The organism is Paeniglutamicibacter sulfureus (genome assembly GCF_030512175.1).
GTDB lineage: Bacteria > Actinomycetota > Actinomycetes > Actinomycetales > Micrococcaceae > Paeniglutamicibacter > Paeniglutamicibacter sulfureus.
In genome coordinates this window covers 1,080,057-1,104,269 of sequence record NZ_JAULBL010000002.1, presented here as the reverse complement: position 1 = coordinate 1,104,269, position 24,213 = coordinate 1,080,057, and the positions used below count along the sequence as shown (strand labels likewise).

Annotated in this window: 25 protein-coding genes; 14 read left to right on the top strand and 11 right to left on the bottom strand. The window is 65.3% G+C overall.

The annotated features are described in order from the left end of the window. Positions 1-232 precede the first annotated feature (232 nt). The gene (locus tag Q2T94_RS11730) at positions 233-1,093 is read left to right on the top strand and encodes an alpha/beta fold hydrolase (protein WP_302264501.1); all 861 of its coding nucleotides are present in this window, start codon (positions 233-235) and stop codon (positions 1,091-1,093) included. 200 nt (positions 1,094-1,293) lie between these two features. Continuing rightward, entirely contained in the window at positions 1,294-1,758 is a 465-nt protein-coding gene (locus tag Q2T94_RS11725) for a PaaI family thioesterase (RefSeq protein ID WP_302264499.1), read from the top strand. A 24-nt stretch (positions 1,759-1,782) separates the two neighbouring features. On the opposite strand, the gene Q2T94_RS11720 is transcribed toward Q2T94_RS11725, so the two are convergent. Further along, positions 1,783-2,352, bottom strand: a complete 570-nt coding sequence (locus tag Q2T94_RS11720) for a helix-turn-helix domain-containing protein (RefSeq protein WP_302264498.1) — start codon at positions 2,350-2,352, stop codon at positions 1,783-1,785. Positions 2,353-2,478: 126 nt separating this feature from the next. On the opposite strand from Q2T94_RS11720, the gene Q2T94_RS11715 reads away from it, so the two are divergent. Continuing rightward, positions 2,479-3,288 (top strand): IclR family transcriptional regulator, encoded by an 810-nt coding sequence (locus Q2T94_RS11715; RefSeq protein ID WP_302264497.1) that lies wholly within the window; start codon positions 2,479-2,481, stop codon positions 3,286-3,288. Between the two features lie 81 nt (positions 3,289-3,369). On the opposite strand, the gene Q2T94_RS11710 is transcribed toward Q2T94_RS11715, so the two are convergent. From Q2T94_RS11710 to Q2T94_RS11680, 7 genes are all read right to left on the bottom strand, one after another. Further along, positions 3,370-3,852, bottom strand: coding sequence for a hypothetical protein (locus Q2T94_RS11710; protein ID WP_302264496.1), 483 nt, complete (start codon positions 3,850-3,852; stop codon positions 3,370-3,372). After that, positions 3,852-5,444 carry an acyl-CoA synthetase gene (locus Q2T94_RS11705; RefSeq protein ID WP_302264495.1) on the bottom strand — a complete coding sequence of 531 codons (1,593 nt, stop codon included), beginning with the start codon at positions 5,442-5,444 and terminating at the stop codon, positions 3,852-3,854. The genes Q2T94_RS11710 and Q2T94_RS11705 overlap by 1 nt, the downstream gene beginning before the upstream one ends. Continuing rightward, positions 5,441-6,289, bottom strand: coding sequence for an SDR family NAD(P)-dependent oxidoreductase (locus Q2T94_RS11700; protein WP_302264494.1), 849 nt, complete (start codon positions 6,287-6,289; stop codon positions 5,441-5,443). The genes Q2T94_RS11705 and Q2T94_RS11700 overlap by 4 nt, the downstream gene beginning before the upstream one ends. Before the next feature lie 69 nt (positions 6,290-6,358). Continuing rightward, positions 6,359-6,904, bottom strand: a complete 546-nt coding sequence (locus Q2T94_RS11695; RefSeq protein WP_264270139.1) for an aromatic-ring-hydroxylating dioxygenase subunit beta — start codon at positions 6,902-6,904, stop codon at positions 6,359-6,361. A 36-nt stretch (positions 6,905-6,940) separates the two neighbouring features. Further along, positions 6,941-8,152 carry an NAD(P)/FAD-dependent oxidoreductase gene (locus Q2T94_RS11690; protein WP_302264493.1) on the bottom strand — a complete coding sequence of 404 codons (1,212 nt, stop codon included), beginning with the start codon at positions 8,150-8,152 and terminating at the stop codon, positions 6,941-6,943. Between the two features lie 49 nt (positions 8,153-8,201). Next, a complete protein-coding gene (locus Q2T94_RS11685) occupies positions 8,202-8,546 on the bottom strand; it encodes a bifunctional 3-phenylpropionate/cinnamic acid dioxygenase ferredoxin subunit (protein WP_264270137.1) in 345 nt (114 codons plus the stop codon). Positions 8,547-8,597: 51 nt separating this feature from the next. Then, complete coding sequence (locus Q2T94_RS11680) at positions 8,598-9,968, bottom strand: aromatic ring-hydroxylating dioxygenase subunit alpha (protein WP_264270136.1); 1,371 nt, start codon at positions 9,966-9,968, stop codon at positions 8,598-8,600. A 274-nt stretch (positions 9,969-10,242) separates the two neighbouring features. Here Q2T94_RS11680 and Q2T94_RS11675 point away from each other — a divergent pair, with 274 nt between their 5' ends. The 3 genes from Q2T94_RS11675 (at position 10,243) to Q2T94_RS11665 (ending at position 13,687) form a co-directional block, all read left to right on the top strand. Beyond that, the gene (locus Q2T94_RS11675; RefSeq protein WP_264270135.1) at positions 10,243-11,571 is read left to right on the top strand and encodes an MFS transporter; all 1,329 of its coding nucleotides are present in this window, start codon (positions 10,243-10,245) and stop codon (positions 11,569-11,571) included. 205 nt (positions 11,572-11,776) lie between these two features. Then, positions 11,777-13,105, top strand: a complete 1,329-nt coding sequence (locus Q2T94_RS11670) for an MFS transporter (protein WP_264270134.1) — start codon at positions 11,777-11,779, stop codon at positions 13,103-13,105. 132 nt (positions 13,106-13,237) lie between these two features. Continuing rightward, the gene (locus Q2T94_RS11665) at positions 13,238-13,687 is read left to right on the top strand and encodes a PaaI family thioesterase (RefSeq protein WP_264270133.1); all 450 of its coding nucleotides are present in this window, start codon (positions 13,238-13,240) and stop codon (positions 13,685-13,687) included. Positions 13,688-13,702: 15 nt separating this feature from the next. On the opposite strand, the gene Q2T94_RS11660 is transcribed toward Q2T94_RS11665, so the two are convergent. After that, positions 13,703-14,332 (bottom strand): TetR/AcrR family transcriptional regulator, encoded by a 630-nt coding sequence (locus tag Q2T94_RS11660; RefSeq protein ID WP_264270132.1) that lies wholly within the window; start codon positions 14,330-14,332, stop codon positions 13,703-13,705. A 195-nt stretch (positions 14,333-14,527) separates the two neighbouring features. Here Q2T94_RS11660 and Q2T94_RS11655 point away from each other — a divergent pair, with 195 nt between their 5' ends. The 4 genes from Q2T94_RS11655 to dmpG are packed head-to-tail and all read left to right on the top strand — an operon-like array spanning position 14,528 to position 18,305. Further along, on the top strand, positions 14,528-15,469 hold the full coding sequence (locus Q2T94_RS11655) for a 3-carboxyethylcatechol 2,3-dioxygenase (protein ID WP_302264490.1): 942 nt from the start codon (positions 14,528-14,530) through the stop codon (positions 15,467-15,469). After that, complete coding sequence (locus tag Q2T94_RS11650; RefSeq protein WP_302264487.1) at positions 15,466-16,272, top strand: 2-keto-4-pentenoate hydratase; 807 nt, start codon at positions 15,466-15,468, stop codon at positions 16,270-16,272. The genes Q2T94_RS11655 and Q2T94_RS11650 overlap by 4 nt, the downstream gene beginning before the upstream one ends. A 48-nt stretch (positions 16,273-16,320) precedes the next feature. Then, a complete protein-coding gene (locus Q2T94_RS11645; RefSeq protein ID WP_302264486.1) occupies positions 16,321-17,256 on the top strand; it encodes an acetaldehyde dehydrogenase (acetylating) in 936 nt (311 codons plus the stop codon). Positions 17,257-17,276: 20 nt separating this feature from the next. Continuing rightward, the gene (gene dmpG, locus Q2T94_RS11640) at positions 17,277-18,305 is read left to right on the top strand and encodes a 4-hydroxy-2-oxovalerate aldolase (RefSeq protein ID WP_302264485.1); all 1,029 of its coding nucleotides are present in this window, start codon (positions 17,277-17,279) and stop codon (positions 18,303-18,305) included. A 207-nt stretch (positions 18,306-18,512) separates the two neighbouring features. Here the strand turns inward: dmpG and nhaA are convergent, their stop codons facing one another. Next, positions 18,513-19,844 carry a Na+/H+ antiporter NhaA gene (nhaA, locus tag Q2T94_RS11635; protein WP_302264483.1) on the bottom strand — a complete coding sequence of 444 codons (1,332 nt, stop codon included), beginning with the start codon at positions 19,842-19,844 and terminating at the stop codon, positions 18,513-18,515. Between the two features lie 86 nt (positions 19,845-19,930). After that, the gene (locus tag Q2T94_RS11630) at positions 19,931-21,454 is read right to left on the bottom strand and encodes a SulP family inorganic anion transporter (RefSeq protein WP_302264481.1); all 1,524 of its coding nucleotides are present in this window, start codon (positions 21,452-21,454) and stop codon (positions 19,931-19,933) included. 186 nt (positions 21,455-21,640) lie between these two features. Between Q2T94_RS11630 and Q2T94_RS11625 the strand changes: the two genes are divergently transcribed. From Q2T94_RS11625 to Q2T94_RS11610, 4 genes are all read left to right on the top strand, one after another. Beyond that, complete coding sequence (locus Q2T94_RS11625; protein WP_302264479.1) at positions 21,641-22,033, top strand: MerR family transcriptional regulator; 393 nt, start codon at positions 21,641-21,643, stop codon at positions 22,031-22,033. 22 nt (positions 22,034-22,055) lie between these two features. Continuing rightward, positions 22,056-22,196 (top strand): hypothetical protein, encoded by a 141-nt coding sequence (locus Q2T94_RS11620; protein ID WP_302264477.1) that lies wholly within the window; start codon positions 22,056-22,058, stop codon positions 22,194-22,196. Between the two features lie 188 nt (positions 22,197-22,384). Beyond that, complete coding sequence (locus Q2T94_RS11615) at positions 22,385-23,173, top strand: SDR family NAD(P)-dependent oxidoreductase (RefSeq protein ID WP_302264475.1); 789 nt, start codon at positions 22,385-22,387, stop codon at positions 23,171-23,173. A 52-nt stretch (positions 23,174-23,225) separates the two neighbouring features. Next, entirely contained in the window at positions 23,226-24,197 is a 972-nt protein-coding gene (locus Q2T94_RS11610; RefSeq protein ID WP_302264473.1) for a zinc-binding dehydrogenase, read from the top strand. The last annotated feature ends 16 nt before the right edge of the window (positions 24,198-24,213 follow it).

Sequence of the window (24,213 nt, the reverse complement as noted above, 5' to 3'; positions counted from 1 at the left end):
GCGCGCCGCGGCGCACAAAGCGGCGCCGCCCCGGAGGGCGCGGGGCCCGCATAAATTTCTTGCACCAGTGCAATGCTTGCCAAGCGGTCTTCACGGGTGATGGCGACTTTGAATCCTGTGTCCGCCGATTTCGTGCCGCAGGTTGGCACGATTCATCCCCCGGCACCCGGGCACGCGTCTAGGGTGGAGCTAAACCACCGTCCGGCTCACCGAATTACGCAGGAGTTTCACGATGACCGTCACCCAGATTCCCGATTACACGACCGACGCCTTCTTCGGCCTCGAAGACAAGTGGCTTCAAACCGCCGAAGGCGAAATCACCCACTACCACGAGCTCGGCGAGGGCACCCCGATCCTCTTCCTGCATGGCTCCGGCACCGGCGTCACCGCCGCCGCCAACTGGTGGCTGAACCTTCCCGAGTTGGCCGCCTCCGGCCGCTGCATCGCCATCGACTCCGTCGGCTACGGCCAGACCGTCGTGCCCGAGGGCATCGAATACGGCATCAAGGAATGGGTCCGCCACGCCGTGCGCGTCCTGGACGCCCTGGGCATCGACAAGACCTGGATCGTCGGCAACTCCATCGGCGGCTGGGTCGCCATGCAGTTCGCCATCGACTTCCCCGAGCGCCTGCTGGGCATCGTCTCCATGGGCACCGGCGGCGCCAAGAAGACCGCCGCGCTCTCCGGCCACGCCAAGCCCGAGCTTTCCGAGGCAGGCATCCGCCGCACCCTGGAACAGTTCGTCGTCGACAAGTCCCTGGTCACCGACGAACTCGTCGCCCTGCGCTACGCCTCCGCGCTGAACGACACCGCCAGCGACCGCCTCGTCGAGGTCGTCACCGCCCGCGACCGCGACCGCGACGCCCTGCCGCTGGACTTCGAGGTCCTGGGCAAGCTCGAGATTCCGGTGCTGCTGGTCCACGGCATGCAGGACGTCGTCATCCCGGTCAGCCGCACCCACGAACTCCAGGCCGTCATCCCCACCGCCGACTCCCACATCTTCAACCAATGCGGCCACTGGTCCCAGGTCGAACGCGCCAACGAATTCAACCAGGTCATCAAGGCCTACCTCGCACTGCACATGGCCAAGTAGTTTCGCCAGGCAGCCGCCCGCAAGCCCCGCCCGTCCGCAAGCCCCGCCCGTCCGCACCAGGACCGGCGAGGCTTCCGTCGTTCCGGCCAGCGGCATGAACCCTGCCCCATCTGGGCACCACCCCAATAGGCTCGTGAAGAACCTGCGGCCCAAACAAGGTTGCCGCGCCACTGCGAGAACCATCCCGGGAGCCAACGAACATGAAGCTTTGGGCACAAGAATTCGACATCCAAGAACTCAACGACAAGGCCAAGGGCACGTTGAACGCAATCCTGGGCATTGAAATCACCTCGTTCACCGAGGCCACGCTCACGGGGCGCATGCCGGTCAACGAGCACACGATCCAGCCGGCAGGGGTGCTGCATGGCGGGGCTTCGGTGGCGCTGGCCGAGACGCTGGCATCCTGGGCCGGATCGCTGACCGTGGACGCGGCACGCTTCCACGTGGTCGGCCAGGAAATCAACGCCAACCACCTTCGCGCCGGCATTGCCGGGCAATGGGTCTACGGAGTAGCAAGCCCCATCCACGTGGGCCGCAAGACCCAGGTCTGGGAAATCAGGATCAGCAACGAAGTCGGCAAGCTTGTGTGTATTTCACGCTGCACGCTGGCTGTGCTGGAAACACCGGGCCAGTACGCGCGGGCCGAGGAGCGGACAACGGCCTGACGCGGGTCCGAGGCCGGCGCCCGGTTAGCCTTCGGACGCGAACTGCGCCACGTGCGGCGCGGTGGTGGTGATGTGCAGCAGGGCCTTGCCATCGGGCGTGCCGAAGACATGCTCGACATCGGCCGGGAAACGCAGGAAGTCCCCTTCGGACAATTGCACCAGCTCGGCGCCATAGCGGATTTCGACCAGGCCCTCGATCACATAGACCTGGTGGAGCGATCCTGTGCTCAACGTGGTTCCGTTGGCGCCCTCCAGCGGCGTCGCGACAGCCAGCAACTGGGTGCGCACATAGCCCGATCCATAGATCTGGTCCAGGTCCCGGGTTGGGCCCTGCGGCCTGGCACTCCATTCCCCCTCGGCCTTGCGCCGCATGAGGACGGGAGAGCCCCACTCGGTCAGCAGGCCGCCGATCCGGACGCTCAACGCACGCGCCACTTCCTCGAGCGTGCCGATGGTGGGATTGCCAAGGCCTTGTTCGATCTTGGACAGGGTCTGCTTTGACACACCCGCGCGGCGGGCCAGCTCGCCAAGGGACAGCTCCCGTTCGGTGCGGATTCGCTGGATGTTCCGTGAGACCACGTTGTTCATCGCCATGCATCTATCGTCACTTATAGATGACAATTTGTCATGTTTGACATGCGTCACTTTCCCCACGACACTTGTAACACGCCCGAAAACTTCCCAGTATCTCTCGGGTGGCAACGTTGGAGGTTTCCCGAGATGTCCCTGAGCCCAGTTCAGCAACGCGATGACCGCACCGCAGTGGACAAGGCCATGTCGCTGCTTAACGCCTTCGGTCAGGATTCAGTGGGCGGCGTCGGTGTCAGCGAATTGGCGCGCCGGGCCGATCTTTCCAAGTCAACCGCTTTCCGCCTGCTGGGGATGTTGCAGCGCAACGGGGCGGTGGAGCGGGCGGGCAACGCCTACCGCTTGGGCAAGATGATCCTGAGCCTCGGCGATACCCAGGAATCGGCAGCGCACGGGCGGATGCGCGATGTGCTGACGCCCTATCTCGCCGACCTTTATGAACTAACCAAGCAAACCGTGCACCTGGCAGTGCTGCAGGGCACCGACGTTATTTACCTCAATAAGCTCTACGGGCATCTGCAGGTTCGCAGCCCCTCACGGATCGGCGGCATGGCACCTGCTTATTGCACCGCGGTGGGCAAGGTCCTGCTGGCCTTCGACCCCGCGAGTGCCGACGAGGCGCTGCGTAGTGAAATGTCGGCATGGACCCCGCACACCATCACCGATCCGGAGGCGCTCCGGATAGAACTGGCCACTATCCGCAAGGAGCATGTTGGCTTCGATCGGGAGGAAATCCTGATGGGCCTCAATTGCATCGCCGCTCCCGTGATGGGCCCGGGAGGCAAGCCCGTGGCGGCCTTGTCGATTTCCGGTCCCACCGGCAAGTTCATTCCCGACTCACAATCCGAGGTCCTGCGCAAGGTCTGCTATGCGGCCTCGCGCGCCGTCGCCGCAGTCAGCGCACGCCAGCGGCAGCAGCTACGCCATGCGCAAACCGCGTAGGGATCGGGGCAAGAAGGAAGCGACGGATGTCGCCGGTGCGGACGAACGCGTCGGCGACATCCGCCGGTCTTGGAGCACGGGCTAGACGGTGGGAACCTCGTCGATGTTCCGCGATTCCTCGAGCACCCAAGCCGGTTCGGCGGTCAGCAGCGCGAACGACCCGCGATGCAGGTCCACCTCCACCACGAACCGGTACCCGGCCGTCTCTGCGATGCCAATGGTCTCCAGGTCGTCCTCCGCACAGGCCATGACCAGGCGGCGGCAGGCGGGGTCGGCGTCCATCACGGATTCCGAGGCCAGCTGGATTGCCTCGGCCGGCGCACCCGCGTCGGGAAGCAGGAGCCTGTCGCGCAGCCCCGAGGGGTAGGTGGCGGCGAATTCGGAATCCAAGATCCGCATCACGTCCACCGTGGCCACCTGGCTTCCGGCTCGGCGGATAATCAGCGTGGATTCGTGGCCCGGCGCGGCCGCCGCGGCCTCGCAGGTCCATTCGGGACCCAGTGCGTCGGGCCACCTGAGCAGGTCGACGTCGTCGTGGTCGTGGTCGTGGTCGTGCCCGGACATTACTTGGCCTCCAGGGTGTTGTTGGCCAGCAGGCGTACGGCCGGCTTGTCGAGCTTGCCCGATCCGTTGCGCGGGACCGCCCCCGTGATGATGAGCCGCTTGGGAAGCTTGTAGCGGGCCAGCAGCGAGGCGGAGAATTCGCGCACTTCCTCGATGCTCGGGACGGTTCCGTCGGCGCAGCTGATGACCGCGACCACGGTCTCTCCCCACTGCTCATCGGCCACACCCACCACCGCGACGTCCAGGACGCCTGGGTATTCCATCAGCGCACGCTCGACCTCGGCCGGGTAGACGTTCTCCCCGCCGGTGATGATCATGTCCTTGAGCCGGTCGACCACGTACAGGAACCCATCGGCGTCCCGGTAGCCGATGTCCCCGGAGCGGAACCAACCATCGGAGAAGGCCGACTCGGTCGCCTCCGGATTGTTCCAGTAGCGCCGGGTGACATTCGGTCCCTTGACCCACAACTCACCGGTTTGCCCGGCTTCCTCCACCTCGACCCCGGTCAGCGGGTCAACGACCTTGATCTGGGTGAACGGCATGGGCACCCCGCAGGAGCCCGGACGCTGGTGGGTCAGTTCCGCCGGAAGGTAGGTGGCGAACGGAGCGGTCTCGGTCAGTCCCCACGCCTGCTGCACCTCCACGCCCTTGGCCTGGTACTGGCGCAGCAGGATCGTAGGCACCGGGGCACCGGCGCAGATCAGCGCGCGCAGAGATTCAAGTTTCGCGTCGGCGAATTCGTCGGCCTGGGCCATCGCCGACAGCATGGCCGGCACCAGGAACGCCTGGTTGACCTTGTACTCATGGATGTCCTTCAGGGCCTGCCGGGGGTCGAAGGTGCGCCGTACCACCACGTGGCCACCGCGCACGATGACCCGGATGGTCAGCGCGTTCAGCCCGCCGATGTGGAAGAGCGGGGCCACGGCCAGGTTGGTGTCCCCGCGGCGGGTGTCCACCAGCGAGTCGACGTTGACCGAGTTCCACCAGATGTTGCCGTAGGACAGTTCCACGCCCTTGGGCTGCCCGGTGGTGCCGGAGGTGAACATGAGGATCGCCAGATCGTCCTCGTCGGCGCCCTGGATGGCCGGTTCCGCGGAACCGGAGACGCCCTCGCGCACCCACGCCGATGCCGGCGTCCAGGGTGCGGCGATGGTCGCGGGTGCGGGAACGGCGGGGTCGTCGTCGATGAGCAGCAGGGCCATGTCGCCGGTCTCGACGTCCGCGTAGCCGAGCATGGTCTCGAGGGTCTCCCGGTGCCCGGGCTCGACGAAGAGCGCCCGCGGGTTGCACTGATCCAGCAGCCCGGCGATCTCGCGCGGCGCCAGGCGGAAGTTCAGCGGGACGAACACGGCCCCGAGCCACCAGCAGGCAAACATGGTGCGCATGAAGGAGACCGAGTTCAGCCCCAGGTAGGCAACGCGCTCCCCCGGCGCCACACCGGCCGCGTGGAGCGCCGTGGCCTGCTCGCGGACCTCGGCGAAGAACGCGGCGTAGTCCCAGGTGCGCTCCTCGTAGGTGAACAGGAGCTGGTGGGGGAAGTAGATGGTTTGGCGTTCGAGTCCCACCACGGGATTGCGGTCGATGAAGTTCACAGGTGGTCTCCTCCAGCTGCCTGGGCGCCGAACCCGCGCACGGCAATGCCGCCGTCCGCGGGAATGATGGCACCGGTGATGTTACCCGCATTGGCCTTCGAGGCCAGCAGGACGTAGGACCCGGTGAAGTCCACCGGGTCGACCGAGGCGTGGTGCAGCGGGATCAGCGGGTTGTTCCCGGTAATCTCCGAGCGCGCGAACGACGCGGCGATGGTGCGGTTTTCCAGGCCGGTGGCACTCGGTCCGCTCAAGTCTGTGTCCATCCCGCCCACCGCCACGCCGTTGACCCGCACCTTGGGTGCGAGTTCGTAGGCGAGCTGGGTGACCAGGCCGCGGGCAGCGAACTTTGCTGCGGTGTAGACCGGGCCGCCGCCGGCCGGATGGAAGGAGGCGTTGGACAGGGTCATGACGACCGAACCGTTGGCTGCGACCAGTTCCTTCCAGGCGGCCTGGACGGTGAGCAGGTAGCCCTTGACGTTGATCTCGAAGAGCTCGTCAAAACTTTCCCCTAGTTCCGTGGCCGAGAGCCGGGTCAGGGAACGGTTGAAGTCCCAGATCCCTGCGTTGGGCACCACCGTGTCGAGCTTGCCGAAGCGGGAGACGACGTCGGTAACCGCGGAGGACAGGGAGTCGGCATCGCGCACGTCCCCGGCGATGGCCATCATCCGCGAGGGATCGGCCGAGGCATCGACGACGGTCTGCAGCTTGGCAGCATCGCGGCCGAAGATCGCCACGCTCGCCCCCTCGGCGAGGTAGCGGTCGGCCACCGCGCGTCCGATGCCGGAGCCTCCTCCGGTGATCAGGGCGACGCTGCCCTCGAGCCAGCCTGGTGCCGTGGTGCTCATGATCTGCTCACTCTCATGTTATTCCATTGATGTGTGGGGACTGGAGGGACGGTGCCCCTGCCTGCAGGTCTAGAAGAAGGTCGACAGGTTCTTGGCCTGCAAAACATTCGCATCGAAAAGGATCTCGCGCTCGGCGACTTTGAAGCCTCCGTCGGGCTGGACGCGGACTACGTCGGTGCGTCCACCGGCGTAGATGTCGGTCTCGGTGTGCAGCCGGTTGCGGTAGACCAGGAAGGCGCAGCGAACCGTGAGCTCGGAGTCCCCGGTGTGCCGCACCATCACGTTGGAGATCAGGTGGCGGGTGCGCGAGGGCGGGTCTTCGGCCCAGGCCATGCCCGAGTCGTAGCGGCGGATGCGCCAGGCCAACGACTCCTTGGTCTCGTCGAAGTAGGCTGCCTCCCCCGGTTGCCCAATGGACAGGGCGGCCTGGCGGCGCAGCCTGTTGGTGCGCAGCGGGGCAAAGTAGAAAAGGTCCTCGTCGAAGATGTCCAGCCAGTCGGCGAAACGCCCGTCGTCGAGCAGCTCGGCCTCGTGGAAATAAAACTGCGCCACGGCGTGGGTCAGTTCGGCGTCGGCCAGACGCATCTGGAACTGCGTGCCGGTTTCCTGGGTCATGGTGTTTCCGTTTCTTTGGATCGTTGCCGGGCGCCGCTAGCGCGCCAATTTCTTCAGTTCGGTGGCCGGGTCGGCCAGGGCGAGCGCGTCGACCTTGATGTTGCGGTCGATGATGCGGCGTGCCGCCCGCACCGTCAGCCCTCCGTCGATAGCCGCGGCCCCTAGCATCAGGCCCTCGGCGTCGAGGCGGAAGGCCGCGATCGGCACGCCGTCAAGCATCCGCACCACGTGCTCGCCATCCCCGTGCATCGACCCCACGCCCTCTACGTGCACCCCGTGCCGGTCCGACCAGAACCAGGATGCGCCGTGCACCGGCGGTTCCTGGTTCAGGATCGCGGCGGCCGCCGTGGCTCCGGCGTTCATGGCGTGTTCCCAGTGCTCGGCGCGGCGCAGCAGCGTGCCGTCGTCCAGCCGGGTACGGGCGGAGTCGCCCACCGCGTATACGCGCGGGTGGGACGTGGCGCCGCGTTCATCGACCAGCACCCCATTGTCTGTATCCAGGCCGGCGGCCTCGGCCAGTTCGGTGGCGGCGATGATGCCGATGCCCACCAGCACCACGTCGGCCGCGATGGTTTCACCGGTAGACAGAAGAATGCCGTAGCCCTCGGCGCCTTGGGTGATTTCCTCCGGGATGCCGGTGACGGTGCGCACCTGGTGCTGCGCATGCATGTTGTGCAGTCGGGTGGCCAGCACCTCGCCGATAGCCGGGACCAGCGGGATTTCCACGGGATCGATGAGGGTGACCTCGGCCCCAAAGCCGCGGGCGGAGGAAGCTGTTTCCGCACCGATCAGCCCGGCACCGACAATCGCGAGGCGGACGCCCGGAGCCAGGAGCCCACGCAGCGTGTCGGCATCATTCTTGGTGCGAAGTTCCAGGACCCCGGGAAGGTCCCCGCCGGGGATGGACAGGCGGCGGGCCCGCCCGCCGGTGGCCAGCACGAAGCGGTCCGCGACCAGCACCCTGCCGTCATCCAGCGTTGCCGTGCCGGCGTCCGGGTCCAGCGCGGTGGCGGTGCCGGTGATGACGGTGACGTTGTTTTCCACGTACCAGGTTGCCGACGCCAGGGCGATTCCTGCTGCGTCCTTGGAACCGGCCAGGTAGTCCTTGCTCAACGGTGGACGGTCGTAGGGCAGGCCCTCCGGGTCGATGATGGACAGCGTCCCGGCGAAACCGCGTCCCCGCAGTTCCTTGGCGGCGGTGAAGCCGGAGAGGCCACCACCAATGATCACAACAGATTCGACGCTCATCGATTTTTCCTTGGGTTTCAGACGGGTGGAAGAAAGTGGACGATTGCGGCTAGGCGTCGACGACGCTCACGGCCGGGTAAAGCAGCACATCGTTGCCGGAGACCTCGACCTTGTGGGTGCGCGCTGCGATGGTAGCCGGCATGCACAAGGCGGTGCCCGATTTCAGGCAGAACTTGGCCGAGTGCACCGGGCATTCGACCTCGGTGCCCTCGATCCAGCCGTCGGCAAGGGACGCGGTCTCATGCGTGCAGGTGTCGTCCAGCGCATAGAAGTTGCCGTCCTCGGCGTGGAACACCGCGATGTCCTCGCCCGTGCCGTTCTCCTCGGCGGGGATGACCTTCGCCTCTCCCTCGTCGATGTCATCGATGGTTCCGATATTGATTGCTTCGCTCATGGCGTCCTCCTGCTAAAAATCCGTGTGGGTGGTGGCAGCTGCTGCCGGGGATCAGGCCGATTCGCCCGCGGGTGCCGGCGCGGGCCGTTCGTGCCAGGCCGGGGTGTTCATCAGTTCGGCCCAGTGCCTGTAAAAGCTGCGGCCCGCGGCGTCCGAGTAGAGTTCCGAGGTTTGCCCGGGATACACCCCGTCCTCGCGCTCCGAGCCGATGCCCATCTGGAAGTTCAACGGCACCGAGTTGGTGACGAAGCCGCCGGAAACCGCTTGGATCTCCGACCAATTTTCCCCGTCGTCGGCCTCGAAGATGCCCGAGGGCCCGAAGGTGCGCAGGTTGTAGAGTCGCTGGGCGTCCTTGACGTCCTCCGGCATCGACTTGTCCACCAGAATCCAGGCCCAGACCTCGATCTTGTTCGGTCCCTTGGGGTGCCAGATGCGGATCGAGCCGTTGACCGGCAAGTAGGAAAACGACGGGAAGACCGTGGCGTGGCCGGTTGTCATCGGGCCCTCCACCGCGGCGTCGCCCAGGCGCTCCCGCAGGGCGTCGTAGTCGTAGTGCTCGTGCACCGCTTGGGCGTCGAAGCGGGACTTGGGGTGCGTGGGGAAACCCGCGCCGTGTCCATTCGGCGAGAGGAACTGGCGCCCGGGCGTCGCAACGATCTCGGCCTTGGGGCCCTTGCCGGTCGGCGACATGACCATCAGCGCGGAGGCGTGTGACATGTTCACGTGGTACCAGTCGGTGGCGAACTGTTCCGCGGCCAGCTTCCAGTTGCCCTCCAGCTCCCACTTCATCACCCCGCCGATGACCTCGGTCCCTTCCGGGTCGCGGTCGAGCATGGCGTCCAGGTAGTAGCGCATGTCGCCCAAGGTTTCTTCGAGGTCCGCGGCGTCCTTGTCCCAGTTGCCGAAGATCAGGCCCTTGTATTCGGCCACGCGGGGGACCTCGATCAGGCCCCACTGCTTCTTGTCGAAGTCCTCGGGGTAGGCCTTCTCGTTGGGCACCGTCTGCAGGGCGCCGGCCAGGTCGAAGGACCATCCGTGGTAGGTACAGGTGAACATCTTGGTGGCGCCGGCGTCGGCGCGGCACAACCTCATCCCGCGGTGGCGGCAGGAGTTCAGGTAGGCGCGGATCGTCTTGGTCTTGTCCATGGTGACGATCACCGGGTCCTGCCCCATGAAGGTGGTGAAGAAGTCGCCGGGCTTCTTGAACTGGCTGGCATGGGCCAGGAAGAGCCAACTGCGGGCGAAGATCCGGCGCATTTCCTGGTCGTAGATCCCTGGGTCCGTGTAGATGGACCGATCGATGAGCCCGTCTTCGGCGTCCACCAGCGCGGAGACGTCGATGTTCTTCGGGCCGTGTTCGGAGCCGCGCATCTTGCCGATGGCGGCATTCGCCTCAGAGGGGCAGCTGTCCGTGGTGCTCATGTGGATCGTTTCCTCCTGGGCGCTCGCCGCCCGACGGATGATGGGGTGTGTTCTCTTGACCTCAATCACACCGGAGACGCGGGCAAAGTGCCAACGGCCGTGCCGAACCCCAGCACACCCAATCCTGTCAACACGGGCGGCCATCGGTCCGATGTGGGAATGGCCGGGAGCCAGCCGCCGTGTTCCGTCTAACGGAACACCGTTTTGGTGTGCCCGATCACATCGGCAATGGTTATGTCAATACCTCAGTCCATATTCTTTTTTCGGAGACACCTTGACCCAGACCACACATCCCGCCCCCGCACCGGCCGCAGCCGGAACCTCCGGCAAGGGTTCCCGCCGCGCCCTGGTCTCCAGCTTCCTTGGTTCCACGGTCGAGTACTACGATTTCCTGCTCTACGGCTCCGCCGCCGGGCTGGTCTTCCCCTATCTCTTTTTCCCCGAAACAATGGACCCCGCCGTGGGCACTGCATTGTCCTTCGTGATCCTGCTGGCCGGCTACATCGCCAGGCCCGTCGGCGGCGTGCTCTTCGGCCACTTTGGCGACAAGTTCGGCCGCAAGAACATCCTGTTCATCACTCTGATGATGATGGGGCTGGTGTCCGTGGCGATCGGCTTGATGCCCACCTTCGGGGCCATCGGCATGGCCGCACCCATCCTCCTGGTCCTGCTGCGCGTCATCCAGGGCCTGGCCGTGGGCGGGGAATGGGCGGGGGCCACCTTGATGGCCGCCGAACACGTCGGGGAAAAGAACCGCGGGATCGCCGCTTCCGTCGCCGTCTCCGGCGGACCGGCCGGCGCGGTGCTGGCCACACTGATTCTCGGACTCTTTGCCGGTTTGCCGCGCGAGGAGTTCCTGGCCTGGGGCTGGCGACTGCCCTTCCTGTTCTCCGCGGTGCTGGTCATCATCGGCCTGTACATGCGTTACCGGGTGACCGAGTCCCCCGACTTCCTCAAAGCCCAGGCCGAGAACACCGGACCCACCGGCGCCCCGATCCTTCGCGTGCTGCGCGAGTACCCGAAGGAAACCGTCTTGGGCATCCTGGGCATTGCCGGGCCGCTGTTCATGCAGGCGCTGATGGGAGTGTTCATGGTGCCGCACGTGGTGGCTTCGGGGGCCCTGACCCAGCAAGAGGCGCTGATGATGCTGACGGCCTCGAATTTCTTGCACATCTTCACCATTCCGTTCTTCGCCTGGCTCTCGGACCGCTTCGGCCGCCGCCCGGTGATGCTGGCCGGTGCCGCGATCTCGGTGGCGCTGGTCTTCCCGATGTTTGCCCTGTTCAATTCGGGCAGCTTCTGGCTGATCGCACTGGGATTCATGGTCGGCAACCCGATCATCCAGGCCTCCATGTACGGGCCGGTCGGCGCTTTCCTGGCCGAGAAGTTCGACACCAATGCCCGCTACACCGGCGTCTCGCTGACCTACCAGGTCGGTTCGGTCCTCGGTGCCGGAACCGCACCGCTGATGGCCCAGTGGCTGATCGCCCTGGACAACGGCGGCGGCACCGACAACATCGCGTGGTACTTCATTTTCCTGATCCTTGTTGCCGCGGTATGCGTGTACCTGTCCAAGGAAACCCGGCGGGCCGGACGCGATTAGCCACTGACCGCACCTCTGGCGGCGGCGCCCGCGGACCGGTTCTGCCGGCTTCCGGGCGCCTACGCATTTCTCCGGCCCGGCACGGACCGAAAATGACACCCGTCACTTTCCGCGTTCCGCACCGCGGCACGCGGTCTGGGTATTCGCTGAGGACTCCAGCCATGCTTCCATGTGACACAACTCGCAATCACACCACGGAGTCACCATGGCAACCCATTCCCACACCGGGCTGGACGCAGTACAGCAACACCCTGAGGCAACGCCCAAGGAAACCCGCCGGGCACTGATATCCAGCTTCCTGGGCTCGACGGTCGAATACTATGACTTCCTGCTCTACGGCGCTGCCGCCGGACTGGTCTTCCCCCACCTGTTCTTCCCGGAGAGCATGGACAAGGGCCTTGGCACCGCGCTGTCGTTCGTGATCCTGCTGGCCGGCTACATCGCTCGCCCCGTGGGCGGCGTGCTCTTCGGTCACTTCGGTGACAAGTTTGGCCGCAAGAACATCCTGTTCATCACGCTGATGATGATGGGCCTGGTCTCGGTCGTCATCGGCCTGATGCCGACGTACCAGACCATCGGCATCGCGGCCCCGCTGCTCCTGGTTCTGCTGCGCGTCATCCAGGGCCTGGCGGTGGGCGGCGAATGGGCAGGCGCCACGCTGATGGCCGCCGAACACGTGAAGGAAAAGAACCGCGGCTTCGCTGCCTCCATCGCCGTGACCGGCGGTCCGACCGGATCCGTGCTGGCTACCCTGATCCTTGGCCTCTTCGCGGGGCTCCCCGAGGAAGCATTCCTGGCCTGGGGCTGGCGCATCCCGTTCCTGCTTTCCGCGGTGCTGGTGATCATCGGCCTGTACATGCGTTACCGCGTGACCGAGTCTCCCGACTTCCTCAAGGCCAAGGCCACCGGAGCAACCCACACCGGGATGCCGTTGGCCCGTGTGCTGCGTGACTACCCGAAGGAAACCATCCTGGGCACCCTGGCCGTGGCCGGCCCGCTGTTCATGCAGGCCATGCTTGCGATCTTCATGGTCCCCTACGTCGTTGCCTCCGGCGCGGTGGACCGGCAGACCGCGTTGATGATGCTCACCGCTTCGTCCCTCGTGCACATCTTCGCGATCCCGTTCTTCGCCTGGCTCTCGGACCGCTACGGCCGCCGCCCGGTCATGCTAACCGGTGCGCTGATTTCCATCGTCTTGGTCTTCCCGATGTTCGCGCTGTTCAACTCCGGAGTCTTCTGGATGATCGCCCTGGGCTTCATGGTCGGCAACCCGATCATCCAGGCTTCCATGTATGGCCCGATCGGAGCCTTCCTGGCCGAGAAGTTCGACACCGAATCCCGCTACACCGGCGTATCGCTGACCTTCCAGGTTGGTTCGGTGCTTGGCGCCGGCCTGGCCCCACTGATGAGCCAGTGGCTGGTCAATCTGGGTAACGGCGGTGGAACGAACAACATCGCCTGGTACTTCATCTTCCTGATTGCCGTCGGCGCCGCGTGTGTGCTGATGTCCAAGGAAACCCTGAAGCGCAAGTAATCCACCACACGGCATCCCGCCATCCGGCGGTTGTGCTGCCAGATGGCACCCGGTTGTCCCGATCGGGTGCCATCGCCGTTAAGGTGGGAGCCAACTCCCCATTTCCCCCTGACTACTGGAGACACAAAGATCATGGCACTACCTGCAACCCTGTCCGAGTTCACCGCACGCTGGGACAAGTTCCGCGAATCACTTGGTTTCGAGGACATCACCTTCACGCTGCGCCTGTCCCCGCATGCCGTCACCGAGGACTCGATGAGTTTCTCGATGCCGTTGTGCGACGAGCTGGCCCAGGCCAATGGCATGTTTGCCGCCGCATCGCTCTTTGGTGCCGCCGACATCGCCGGGACCTACTTGGCCATGAACGCCTACGCGAACGCCGGACAGTTCCCCTTGGCCGTGCAGTCGAACGTGAACTTCATGTCCAACTCCAAGTCCGGACCGGCGGTTGCCACCGCACGCATCCTGCGTGGCGGGTCCTCGGTGGTCGTGGCCGAGGTGCAGGTCGCCGATGCGGACGCCAAGGTGCTGGTGCACACCACCTTCACGTACGTGCTCAAGGAACGCCGCCTGGGCAAGTAGCCTCCACCGAAGCCGTCAGCGGGAAACCGGGTGCAGCAGCGAGCCGAATATCGCGCTGGCCCGCGCCACCGCGGATGGCCAGTCGCGCGCGAATTCCTCCGGGTCCTCGGTGAACGCGTAACGGGTGATGGTCCCGGCCAGTAGCACCAGGGCGTGCTGGGCGCCGGGATCCCTCGGCAATTCGTGGGCGAGCAGCGCCGCCTGGTGCGGCTTGAGTCGTTCGATCAGTGCGGTGGCCACCAGCTGCTCGGCCGCCTGCACGTGGACGTGGGTGCGTCGGCGGAGCTCGGGGAAAGCCCGCACCATTTCACGCCGCCTCCGGAATCCCTCTCCGGCGTGGGTGCTCGTGTTCAGCACCGCGGCAAGGAGCTTGGCGGTGCGCGGCAGCACCTCCAGCCTCGAGGAAACAAAATCCTCCCAGTCGGCCTCCGGCAACCAGGGCTCGCGGGTGCCCAGCACCGCGTCCTCCTTGGTGGGGAAGTAGTTGAAGAAGCTGCGCCGCGAGACCCCCGCAGCCGAGGCAACGGCATCGACGGTGGTCGCCGCCAAGCCCTTTTCAAGCACCAATGCCACCGCCGCCTCGTGGATTTGCGTCCAATGGCGGTTCCGACGGGCCGTGCGTGCGCCCTCGTTTGTCTCGTCCATGCCTAAATTATGCACTAGTGCACGTTTAGCTACCATCAGTCGGTTCGCTGTTTACCCGGCAACCACGGGGCTGCCCCTAAAAACGTTGAATGATTCGTGCCGCTGTATGGAACAACAGCGTGTCTTCGTTCGGCGCGTGGGATGGAATGAAAGCAAGCAAAATCTTCAAGTCGCCAATCGAATGGAGCGCCAGGAATGCAACAAGCACTCATCGCCATGTCGCACTCTCCCCTGCTGGAGCACACCAACCCGCCGGAGGACGTCAAGGCAGCTGTCGACGCCGCCTTCGAGCAGGTTCGTGCGTTTGCCAAGGAATTCAACCCGGACTTGGTCGTCAACTTCGGCCCGGACCACTACAACGGGTTCTTCTACGACCTGATGCCCCCGTTCTGCGTGGGCTACGAAGCCCATGGCACGGGCGACTACGATTCCTGGGCCGGACCGATCAACGTCCCGACCACCGAGGCCGAAAAACTGGCCCAGTACATCATCGACCAAGACATCGACACCGCGATCTCCCGCAAGATGGAGGTCGACCACGGGGCCGTGCAGCCCATGGAAATCATCTTCGGCGGCCTCGACACCGTCCCGGTGATCCCGATTTTCATCAACTCCGTCGCCCGCCCCTTCACCAAGGTCTCGCGCGTGCGCAAGTTCGGCCAGGCAGTGGGCGAATACTTCAAGGACTCGGACAAGAAGGTCCTGTTCATCGGTTCCGGCGGCCTGTCCCACGACCCGCCGGTCCCGCAGATCGCCACCGCCACCGAAGCACAGCGCGCCATGCTGACCAACGGCCGCAACCCCACCCCGGAGGCCCGCGCGGCACGACAGGCCAACACCATCAACACAGCCATCAAGTTCGCCGCGGGCGAGGCCGACATCATGGACCTGAACCCCGAATGGGACCGCGCGTTCCTGGATGTCTGCAGGTCAGGGAACGTCGAGGGCTTCGACGCCTACACCGCGGATGAGATGGACGCGGTCGCAGGGCACTCCTCGCACGAGGTCCGCACCTGGGTCGCCGCCTACTCCGCCCTGCGCGCCTGCGGAGAATACGAGGTCACCTACGAGTTCTACAAGCCGATCAAGGAATACATTGCCGGCTTCGGCGTCACCACCGCGGTACTGAAGAAATGAGCGAAACCACCATGAGCACCGAACGCACGCAACTCCTGGATTCCCTGGCCGCGGACCTGCTGGCCGCCACCGAGACCCTCGAACCGATCGCCCCGCTGCGCGACCGCGTTCAAGGCATGGACGTCAACGACGCCTACCGCATCCAGGACACGCAATTGCGCGCCCACGTTGACGCCGGCCGTATCTTGGCCGGGCGCAAGGTCGGACTGACCTCGCTGGCCATGCAGAAGCAGCTCGGCGTGGATTCGCCCGACTTCGGCTTCTTCTTCACCGACATGGTCCACCACGAAGACGCGCAGATCGCCGCCGGTTCCTTCATCTCCCCCAAGGTCGAACCCGAATTCGGCTTCGTCTTGAAGGAAACCCTCACCGGCCCCGGCATCACCCGCGGACAGGCCGCCGCAGCCATCGGCGAAATCTACGCGGCCATCGAGATCATCGACTCCCGCATTGCCAACTGGGACATCCGCCTGGTTGACACCGTGGCCGACAACGCCTCCTGCGGCGCCATCGCCGTGGGAACCACACCGCTGAACGTTGCGGTCGAGGACCTCAACTCGGTTCAGTGCTCGCTGCTCATCGACGGCGAAAAGCAGGCCACGGGCACCGGCGCCGACGTCATGGGCGATCCCGTCGCTCCACTGGCCTGGCTGGCCAACGTGCTGGGAGAACAGGGCGTGTCCCTGGAGGCCGGCCAGCTCATCCTGCCCGGTTCCTTCACCGGCGCCCTGCCGGTCATCGCCGGGCAGTCGGCCACCGCCGACTTCGGTTCGCTGGGCTCGCTGAGCATCAACTTCGTCTAACCCCCTCTCCTTATTCTTCGTTACCTTTTCTCAGGAAGTAGCAAACCCATGGCCAAGAAAACAGCCGCCATCGTCGGCTCCGGCAACATCGGATCGGATCTGATGTTCAAGATCATGCGCCGTTCCACCAACGTCGAGGTCAAGTACATGATCGGCGTCGATCCCAACTCCGACGGGCTGGCCCGCGCAGCCCGGCTCGGCATCACCACCTCCGCCGAGGGCGTGGACTGGCTCCTGGCCCAGGACGAGCTCCCCGACTTCGTTTTCGAGTGCACCTCCGCCAAGGCCCACGAGGCCAACGCCCCGAAGTACAAGGCCGCCGGCATCCACGCGATCGACCTCACCCCCGCCGCCGTGGGTCCGTACCTCGCCCCGGTGGTGAACCTTGATTCGCTCACCGACACCATGAACGTCAACATGATCACCTGCGCCGGGCAGGCCACCACCCCGATCGTCGCAGCGGTCTCCTCCGTGGTCCCGGTCGAATACGCCGAGATCGTCGCCTCGATTGCCTCGAAGTCCGCCGGCCCGGGCACCCGCGCCAATGTGGACGAGTTCACCGAGACCACCGCCAAGGCCCTGGAGGTCGTGGGAGGCGCCAAGCGCGGCAAGGCGATCATCATCATCAACCCGGTGGAACCGCCGATGATGATGCGCAACACCATCTACTGCATGATCCCGGCCGAGGCCGCAGCCCCCGGTGCCACCCAGGATGCGATCCGCACGGCCATCGATGAGGCAGCAGCCTCCATCCGCGACTACGTGCCCGGCTACGAGCTGCGCCTGGAACCGCAGTTCGATGAGGCCCGCGAGGACTGGAACGGCTACGGCCGCGTCGGCATCTGGGTACAGGTCGCCGGCGCAGCCGACTACCTGCCCGAGTACGCAGGCAACCTGGACATCATCACCGCTGCTGCAACCCGCACCGCGGACCTGCTCTCCGACAAAATCGACGCCGCGCGGGCCACCGCGCTGGCCAACTAGCAAGGACGGGGAAGCACATCATGACTGCACCCATGGACACCACCTTTGACATCCGTCTGACCGACACCACGCTGCGCGACGGCTCCCACGCAATGAGCCACCAGTTCACCGAGGAACATGTGCGCTCCGTGGTCCGCGCGCTGGATGACTCCCGCGTCGAGGTCATCGAAGTCACCCACGGCGACGGCCTGGGCGGATCCTCCTTCAACTACGGCTTCTCCAAGACCCCGGAACTGGATTTGATCAAGGCCGCGGTCGACGAGGCCAAGGCCGCGAAGATCGCCGTGCTGATGCTCCCGGGCCTGGGCACCATCCACGACCTGAACCAGGCCTACGACGCCGGGGCTTCCGTCGCCCGCATCGCCACGCACTGCACCGAGGCCGATGTCTCCATCCAGCACTTCCAGCACGCCCGCAAGCTCGGCATGGAAACCGTTGGCTTCCTGATGCTTTCCCACCGTGTCTCTCCGGCGGAGCTGGCCAAGCAGGCCCGCATCATGGCCGACGCCGGATGCCAGTGCGTCTACGTCGTCGACTCCGCCGGCGCGCTGATCCTTGACGATGTCTCGGACCGCGTCTCGGCCCTGGTCGCCGAGCTCGGCGACGACGCCCAGGTCGGCTTCCACGGCCACCAGAACATGAGCTTCGGCGTGGCCAACTCGGTGTTCGCCGTGCGTGCCGGCGCCAAGCAGATCGACGGCACACTGATGGCGCTGGGCGCCGGTGCGGGCAACTCCCCCACCGAGGTCCTCGCCGCCGCCTTTGACCGCCTGGACATCAAGACCGGCGTCGACATCCAGGGCGTCATGGCCGCGGCCGAGGACGTCGTCAAGCCCTTCATCACCCGCATGCCGGTCATGGACCGCGCCTCCATCATGCAGGGCTACGCCGGGGTCTATTCCTCCTTCCTGATCCACGCCGAACGCGCGGCCGAACGCTACGGCGTCCCGGCCTACCGCATCCTCGAGGAAATCGGCAAGGCCGGCTACGTCGGCGGCCAGGAAGACATGATCGTAGACGTCGCCGTGCAGCTGGCCAACGCCCGCTAAGCACCACCGACACGCACGGGTCCGCCCGCGGGATGCCACCATTGGTGGATTTCCGCTGGGCGGACCTTTTTGCTGCCCGGCCGTCGCTGTGACTCGGCCTGGTCCCCGGACGCCACGGCTCAAGGCAAAGGGGGGAATGCGCTTCCGGATCGGGCATCGCCCTTTGAGCCGTCCGAATGCCCCAGGGGCCATTCAAACGGGATGGTGTTACTGCTCAGACTGGTAGACGTCGGGGATTCCGTCGTCGTCCGCGTCGATGTTCTCTTGGGCCTGCAGTTTCCGGTATTGCCGGTTCCTGCTGCCGAGCAGGATGGAAGCGAGGACTGCGGCCAGGATGGAGGCGCCCAGGATGGCGACCTTCGCATGGTCGTTGGCGGGGCTGCCCAGCCCGAAGCTGAGTTCGCCGACGAGCAACGAGACGGTGAAGCCGATGCCTGCCAGGAGGCTGACGCCCGCAAGGTCCACCCATTTGAGCGCCGGGTCCAACGTCGCCTTGGTGAACCTGGCAGTCAGCCAGGTTGCCGCCAGGATCCCGATCGGTTTTCCGGCCACGAGTGCCACGATGATGCCGATGGCGACGGGGTCGCTCAAGGCCGAGGCCAGGCCCTGGAATCCGCCCACGGCGACGCCGGCGGAGAAGAAGGCGAAGACCGGCACGGCGAAACCGGCCGAGAGCGGGCGGAAACGGTGCTCGAAGACCTCGGCCAACCCCGGTCCATCGGCGTGCTTGCCGTGTTTGGTGCTGTGCAGGACCGGGATCGTGAAGGCCAGGGCAACGCCGGCGACCGTCGCATGGATGCCGGAGGCATGGAGCAGGGCCCAGGCGGCAAAGCCGATCGGCAACAAGATGAACCAGGCCGCCGACGGGTTCAATCCGAAGAAACGCCGGTACTTCTGGGCAAGAAAACCGTAGAGCGCCAGCGGGACGAGGGTGAGCAGCAGGGCGTCGGTGTTGATTTCGCTGGTGTAGAAGATCGCGATGATGGTGATCGCCATGAGGTCGTCGACGACGGCCAGGGTCAGCAGGAAGATGCGCAGCGGCGTGGGTAGGTGTGAACCGATGACCGCAAGCACCGCAACGGCGAAGGCGATGTCGGTGGCCGTGGGAATGGCCCAGCCGGAGATGGTCTCGGGGTTTCCCCAGTTGATGGCCGCGTAGATCAGTGCAGGGACGACGACACCGCCCACCGCCGCGGCGACCGGGACGATGGCCTTGCTGATCTGGCGCAGGTCTCCCGCAACGATTTCCCGTTTAAGTTCGAGGCCGACCAGGAAGAAGAAGACTGCCAGCAGGCCGTCCGCGGCCCAGGCGCCCAGGCTCAGTTCCAGGTGCCAGGGTTCGTAGCCGATCTTCAGGTCGCGCAGGGCGAAGTAGCTTTCGGAGGCCGGTGAGTTGGCCCAGATCAGCGCAACGACCGCGGCGACGACCAGCAGGGCGCCGCCAATGGTTTCCTTGCGGAGGATCTCCCCGATCCGCAGGGCCTCCAGATAACTGCCATATCCGATCAACGGACGTTTGGACAGTGGGTTCATGCCCATGGGGTTGGGTCCTTAAAGTGGGTTCGACAATTGACATTGCCGACCAGACTTCCCGGCGCACCTGACTACAACCCTACGGCATATTGCTAGTGCCCGGCCCCAAGCTTTCCTCCCATGCGCTCGCGCATTTTGCGGCTGGCCGCGTTCAGGCCCTCGATCTCGACGGTCTTGCCGTATTTCGCGTACTTTGCGGCGATGGCATCCAGTGCTGCGATGGTGGAGGCATCCCACAGGTGCGAGTTGTACATGTCGATGACGACGCGGTCGGGATCCTCGGCGTAGTCGAATTGGGTGTAGAGGTCGTTGGATGACGCAAAGAACAGTTCCCCGTTCACCTCGTACTTGGCGATGGGCTCCCCGAAGTGCTCCTCGATGTGGCGTTCCACGGTGACCAGGTGGGCGACCCGGTTGGCGAAGAGGACCATGGCGGTGAGCACCCCGACGCCAACGCCGATGGCCAGGTTGTGCGTCCAGACGGTGACGACGACAGTAGCGAGCATGACGGTGGTTTCACTCTTGGGCATCATGCGCAGGGTGGAGGGCTTGATGCTGTGCCAATCGAAGGTGGCCACGGACACGAAGATCATCACGGCCACCAGCGCTGCCATCGGGATCAGCGCCACGATGCCGCCGAGCGCGACGACCAGGATGAGCAGGAAAACTCCGGCCAGGAAGGTGGAGATGCGGGTCCTGGCGCCGGAGGCCTTGACGTTGATCATGGTCTGCCCGATCATCGCGCAACCGCCCATGCCGCCGAAGAATCCGGTGATGATGTTCGCCGCCCCCTGGCCCCAGGATTCTCGGGTCTTGTTGGAACGGGTGTCGGTAACGTCATCGACAAGCTTGGCGGTCATCAGGGATTCGAGCAGGCCCACGAAGGCCATGGCCAGCGCGTAGGGGAACAGGATCTGCAGGGTTTCGAAATTCAGTGGAACGTTCGGCAGGAACAGGGCCGGCAGGCTCTCGGGCATCTCACCCTTGTCCCCGACGGTGGGGACCGCCAGGGATGCGACAACGGCAATAAGGGTCAGAACGACGATGGCAACCAGGGGCGCGGGGACCACGGCGGTGAGTTTGGGAAGGCCGAAGACAATCAGCAGGCCCAGGATGGTGAGTGGGTAGACCATCCAGGGGACGCCCAGGAGCTCGGGGACCTGAGACATGAAGATCAGGATGGCCAGGGCATTGACGAACCCGACCATGACTTGGCGGGGAATGAACCTCATCAACTTGGCCACGCCCAGCAGGGCGAGGATGACCTGGAAAATGCCGGCCAGGATGACGGCGGCGATGAAGTAGTCAACGCCGTGGCTTTTCACCAGCGGGGCGATGACCAGGGCGATGGCTCCCGTTGCCGCGGAGATCATGGCCGGACGCCCGCCCAGGAAGGCGATGGAGACGGCCATCGTGAAGGAGGCGAAGAGCCCCAGGCGTGGGTCCACCCCGGCGATGATGGAGAAGGCGATGGCCTCGGGGATCAGTGCCAGCGCCACGACCAACCCGGCCAGGACCTCGGTCTTGAGCAGGCGCGGGGATTTGAGGGTGCGGAGAACGGATTGCCGTTCTTCCGGGGTCAGGATCGGGTGTCCTGCCGTGGTTTTCGTGGCCATTGATGGCTCCGTTCAGGGGAAATTGGCGCCGTTGTGTGCTCGGGTACATGAAATGATGTGGGGTCGGCGCGTCCTTGTTTTGCGCTGGTTGGCTACGGCGAGGAATGGCCACGGCGACGCACCGAACGAAACCAACTCTACCCTAACGTAAGGGTAGAGTTGGAAGTCGAGGAAACAGGAGAACCCATGACTGACACCCCAACCCCAGCCGCCGATGCGCGGACCATGCACATCGGGGACCTGGCCGAGGCCACGGGCCTGTCCCAGCGAACCATCCGCCACTACGACGAGGTGGGCCTGCTCCCGGCAACCACGCGCAGTGAGGGAGGCTTTCGGATCTACACCGAATCCGACCTCCAGCGCATGCTGGTGATTCGGTCGATGAAACCTCTGGGATTCACTCTGGAGGAAATGGGCGAACTGCTGGACACCGTCGATGCCTTGGGCCTCGACAAGAACAATGCCGCCGCCCGGGCCAGGCTGTCGGAGTTCATCGGGCAGGCCGAACAGAAGCGCGCGAAGTTGGCGCTGAACCTTCGCCGGGCCGAAGACTTCATCCAGGACCTTCACAGCAGATAATCCGGCGCGATCCGCCACACGCATGACCGGGGCAGTGCTCAAGGACATTTTCGAGCCCGTGCCGGAGAGCGCCTTCGGCCTGGCCTACCCAGCGGGACTCGGCCCCACCCGAAAAATCGACGAACTGATGGCGTTCGGACGCGAGAAGTTCAGCAGGTTTTAGGCGCGCAGGGGCGAGCGCCATCCATGGACAAATTCACGGTGGACGACGTGGGCCAACCGCTTACTTCGACGTTTTGTTTGGAGCAATTTCGTCGGTTCCCCTATCAACCGACCGATCCCCGCGGGCACCGTGCCGCCACCCGGCACACATCCTGTCTCCTGCCACCGAACGTCGGCAATCATGGATACATGGCTTCCCCATCTTCCTTGTCAGTCACCGATTTCGCCGGTGCCGGCGTCGTGGTCACCGGAGCGACCTCAGGACTCGGTGCCGCGACTGCACGTCTCTTTACCTCCCACGGAGCGCAGGTTGTGGTGTGCGGCCGCAACGAAGCCAAGGGCACTGCACTGGCCGAAGAAATCGGCGGAGTGTTTGCGCACGTCGACGTGCGCGACGAAGACTCGATGCGGGCAGCCATGGACCTTGGTGCCCGGGCACCCCGCGGACTTCGGGTCGCCGTGTCCGCAGCGGGCTCGGCCATCATCGAGAAGACCCTGGGCCGCAGCGGCGCGCACTCGCGTGCGTCCTTCACCGACCAGCTCGAGACCAACCTGGTCGGATCCTTCACCCTGCTGACCATGGCGGCAGAAGCCATGTCCGGCAACGCACCCGAATCCGACGGATCCCGCGGGGTCATTGCGCTGACCAGTTCGGTCGCCGCCTACGAGGGACAAATGGGCCAGCTGGCCTATGCCGCCTCCAAGGGCGGGGTAAACGCCATGGTCCTTCCCGCCGCCCGCGATTTGGCGCGTCACGGAATCCGTGTCCTCGGCGTGGCCCCGGGCGTCTTCGACACCCCGTTCATGGATGTCCTCAGCGACGAGGCCAAGTCGGGCATCGGCGCCGCCGTGCCCTTCCCGCAACGTCTCGGGCACGCCGGCGAGTTCGCCCAACTGATGCATTCGCTGATATCCAACCCCATGCTCAACGGCGAGGTCGTCCGCCTCGACGGTGCACTGCGCCTGGGCATGCGCTAAGTCCCCCCACCAGCCCGAACACCCCCCTATCGTTCCCGGAGATCCAACCGCCATGCTTGCAGCCGTCGCCCACGCCCAGAACCCGAACGACCCGCTTTCCTGCCTCGAACTGCGCGAGGTCCCCACACCGGTTCCCCCGGCAGGCTGGACCCGAGTGAAGGTCAAGGCCTCGTCACTGAACATGCATGATGTGTGGACCTTGCGCGGGGTGGGGCACGATCCCAAGAACATCCCCATCATCCTTGGTTGCGACGTCGCCGGTGTCACCGACGACGGGCGCGAGGTCGTCATCTACCCGGTGATTGCCGACCCGGATGCCGGGAACGGGGACGAGACCCTGGACCCGAACCGGGCACTGCTCTCCGAAAGCCACGACGGCGGCTTCGCCGAGTACATCGTGGTGCCCGATCGCTGTGTGATCCCCATGCCCGAACAGCTCTCCTTTGAGGAGGCCGCCTGCCTGCCCGTTGCCTGGTCGACCGCCTACCGGATGCTCTTCACCCAGGGCCAGCTCAAGGCCGGGGACCGGGTGTTGGTCCAGGGAGCCGGCGGCGGCGTCGCCTCCGCTGCCATCGCGCTGGCCGCGGCCGCGGGTGCCACGGTGTATGCCACCAGCCGCACTGCCGAGAAGCGCGCGCTGGCCTTGGAGCTCGGCGCTCACGCGGCTTTCGAGTCGGGCGCCCGGCTGCCCGAGCGCGTGGACCTGGTCATCGAGACGGTCGGGGAGGCCACCTGGGGACATTCGCTGCGCTGCCTGCGCCCGGGCGGGGCCATCGTGATCGCAGGAACGACTTCCGGCACCAGCCCGGAGGCGGACTTGGGCCGCATCTTCTACCAGCAACTGCGCGTGCTCGGTTCCACGGGATCCACCCGCCACGAAATGGTCTCGATGCTCCGCATGCTGGCCACCACGGGCCTGCGTCCGCGCATCGACAGGGTGTTGCCCCTGGAGCGCATCCACGAAGGCTTCGCGGCCATGATGGCCGGGGAAACCAACGGCAAGATCGTCATCACCGTCGCCTGAGTCCCGGGCACTGTGC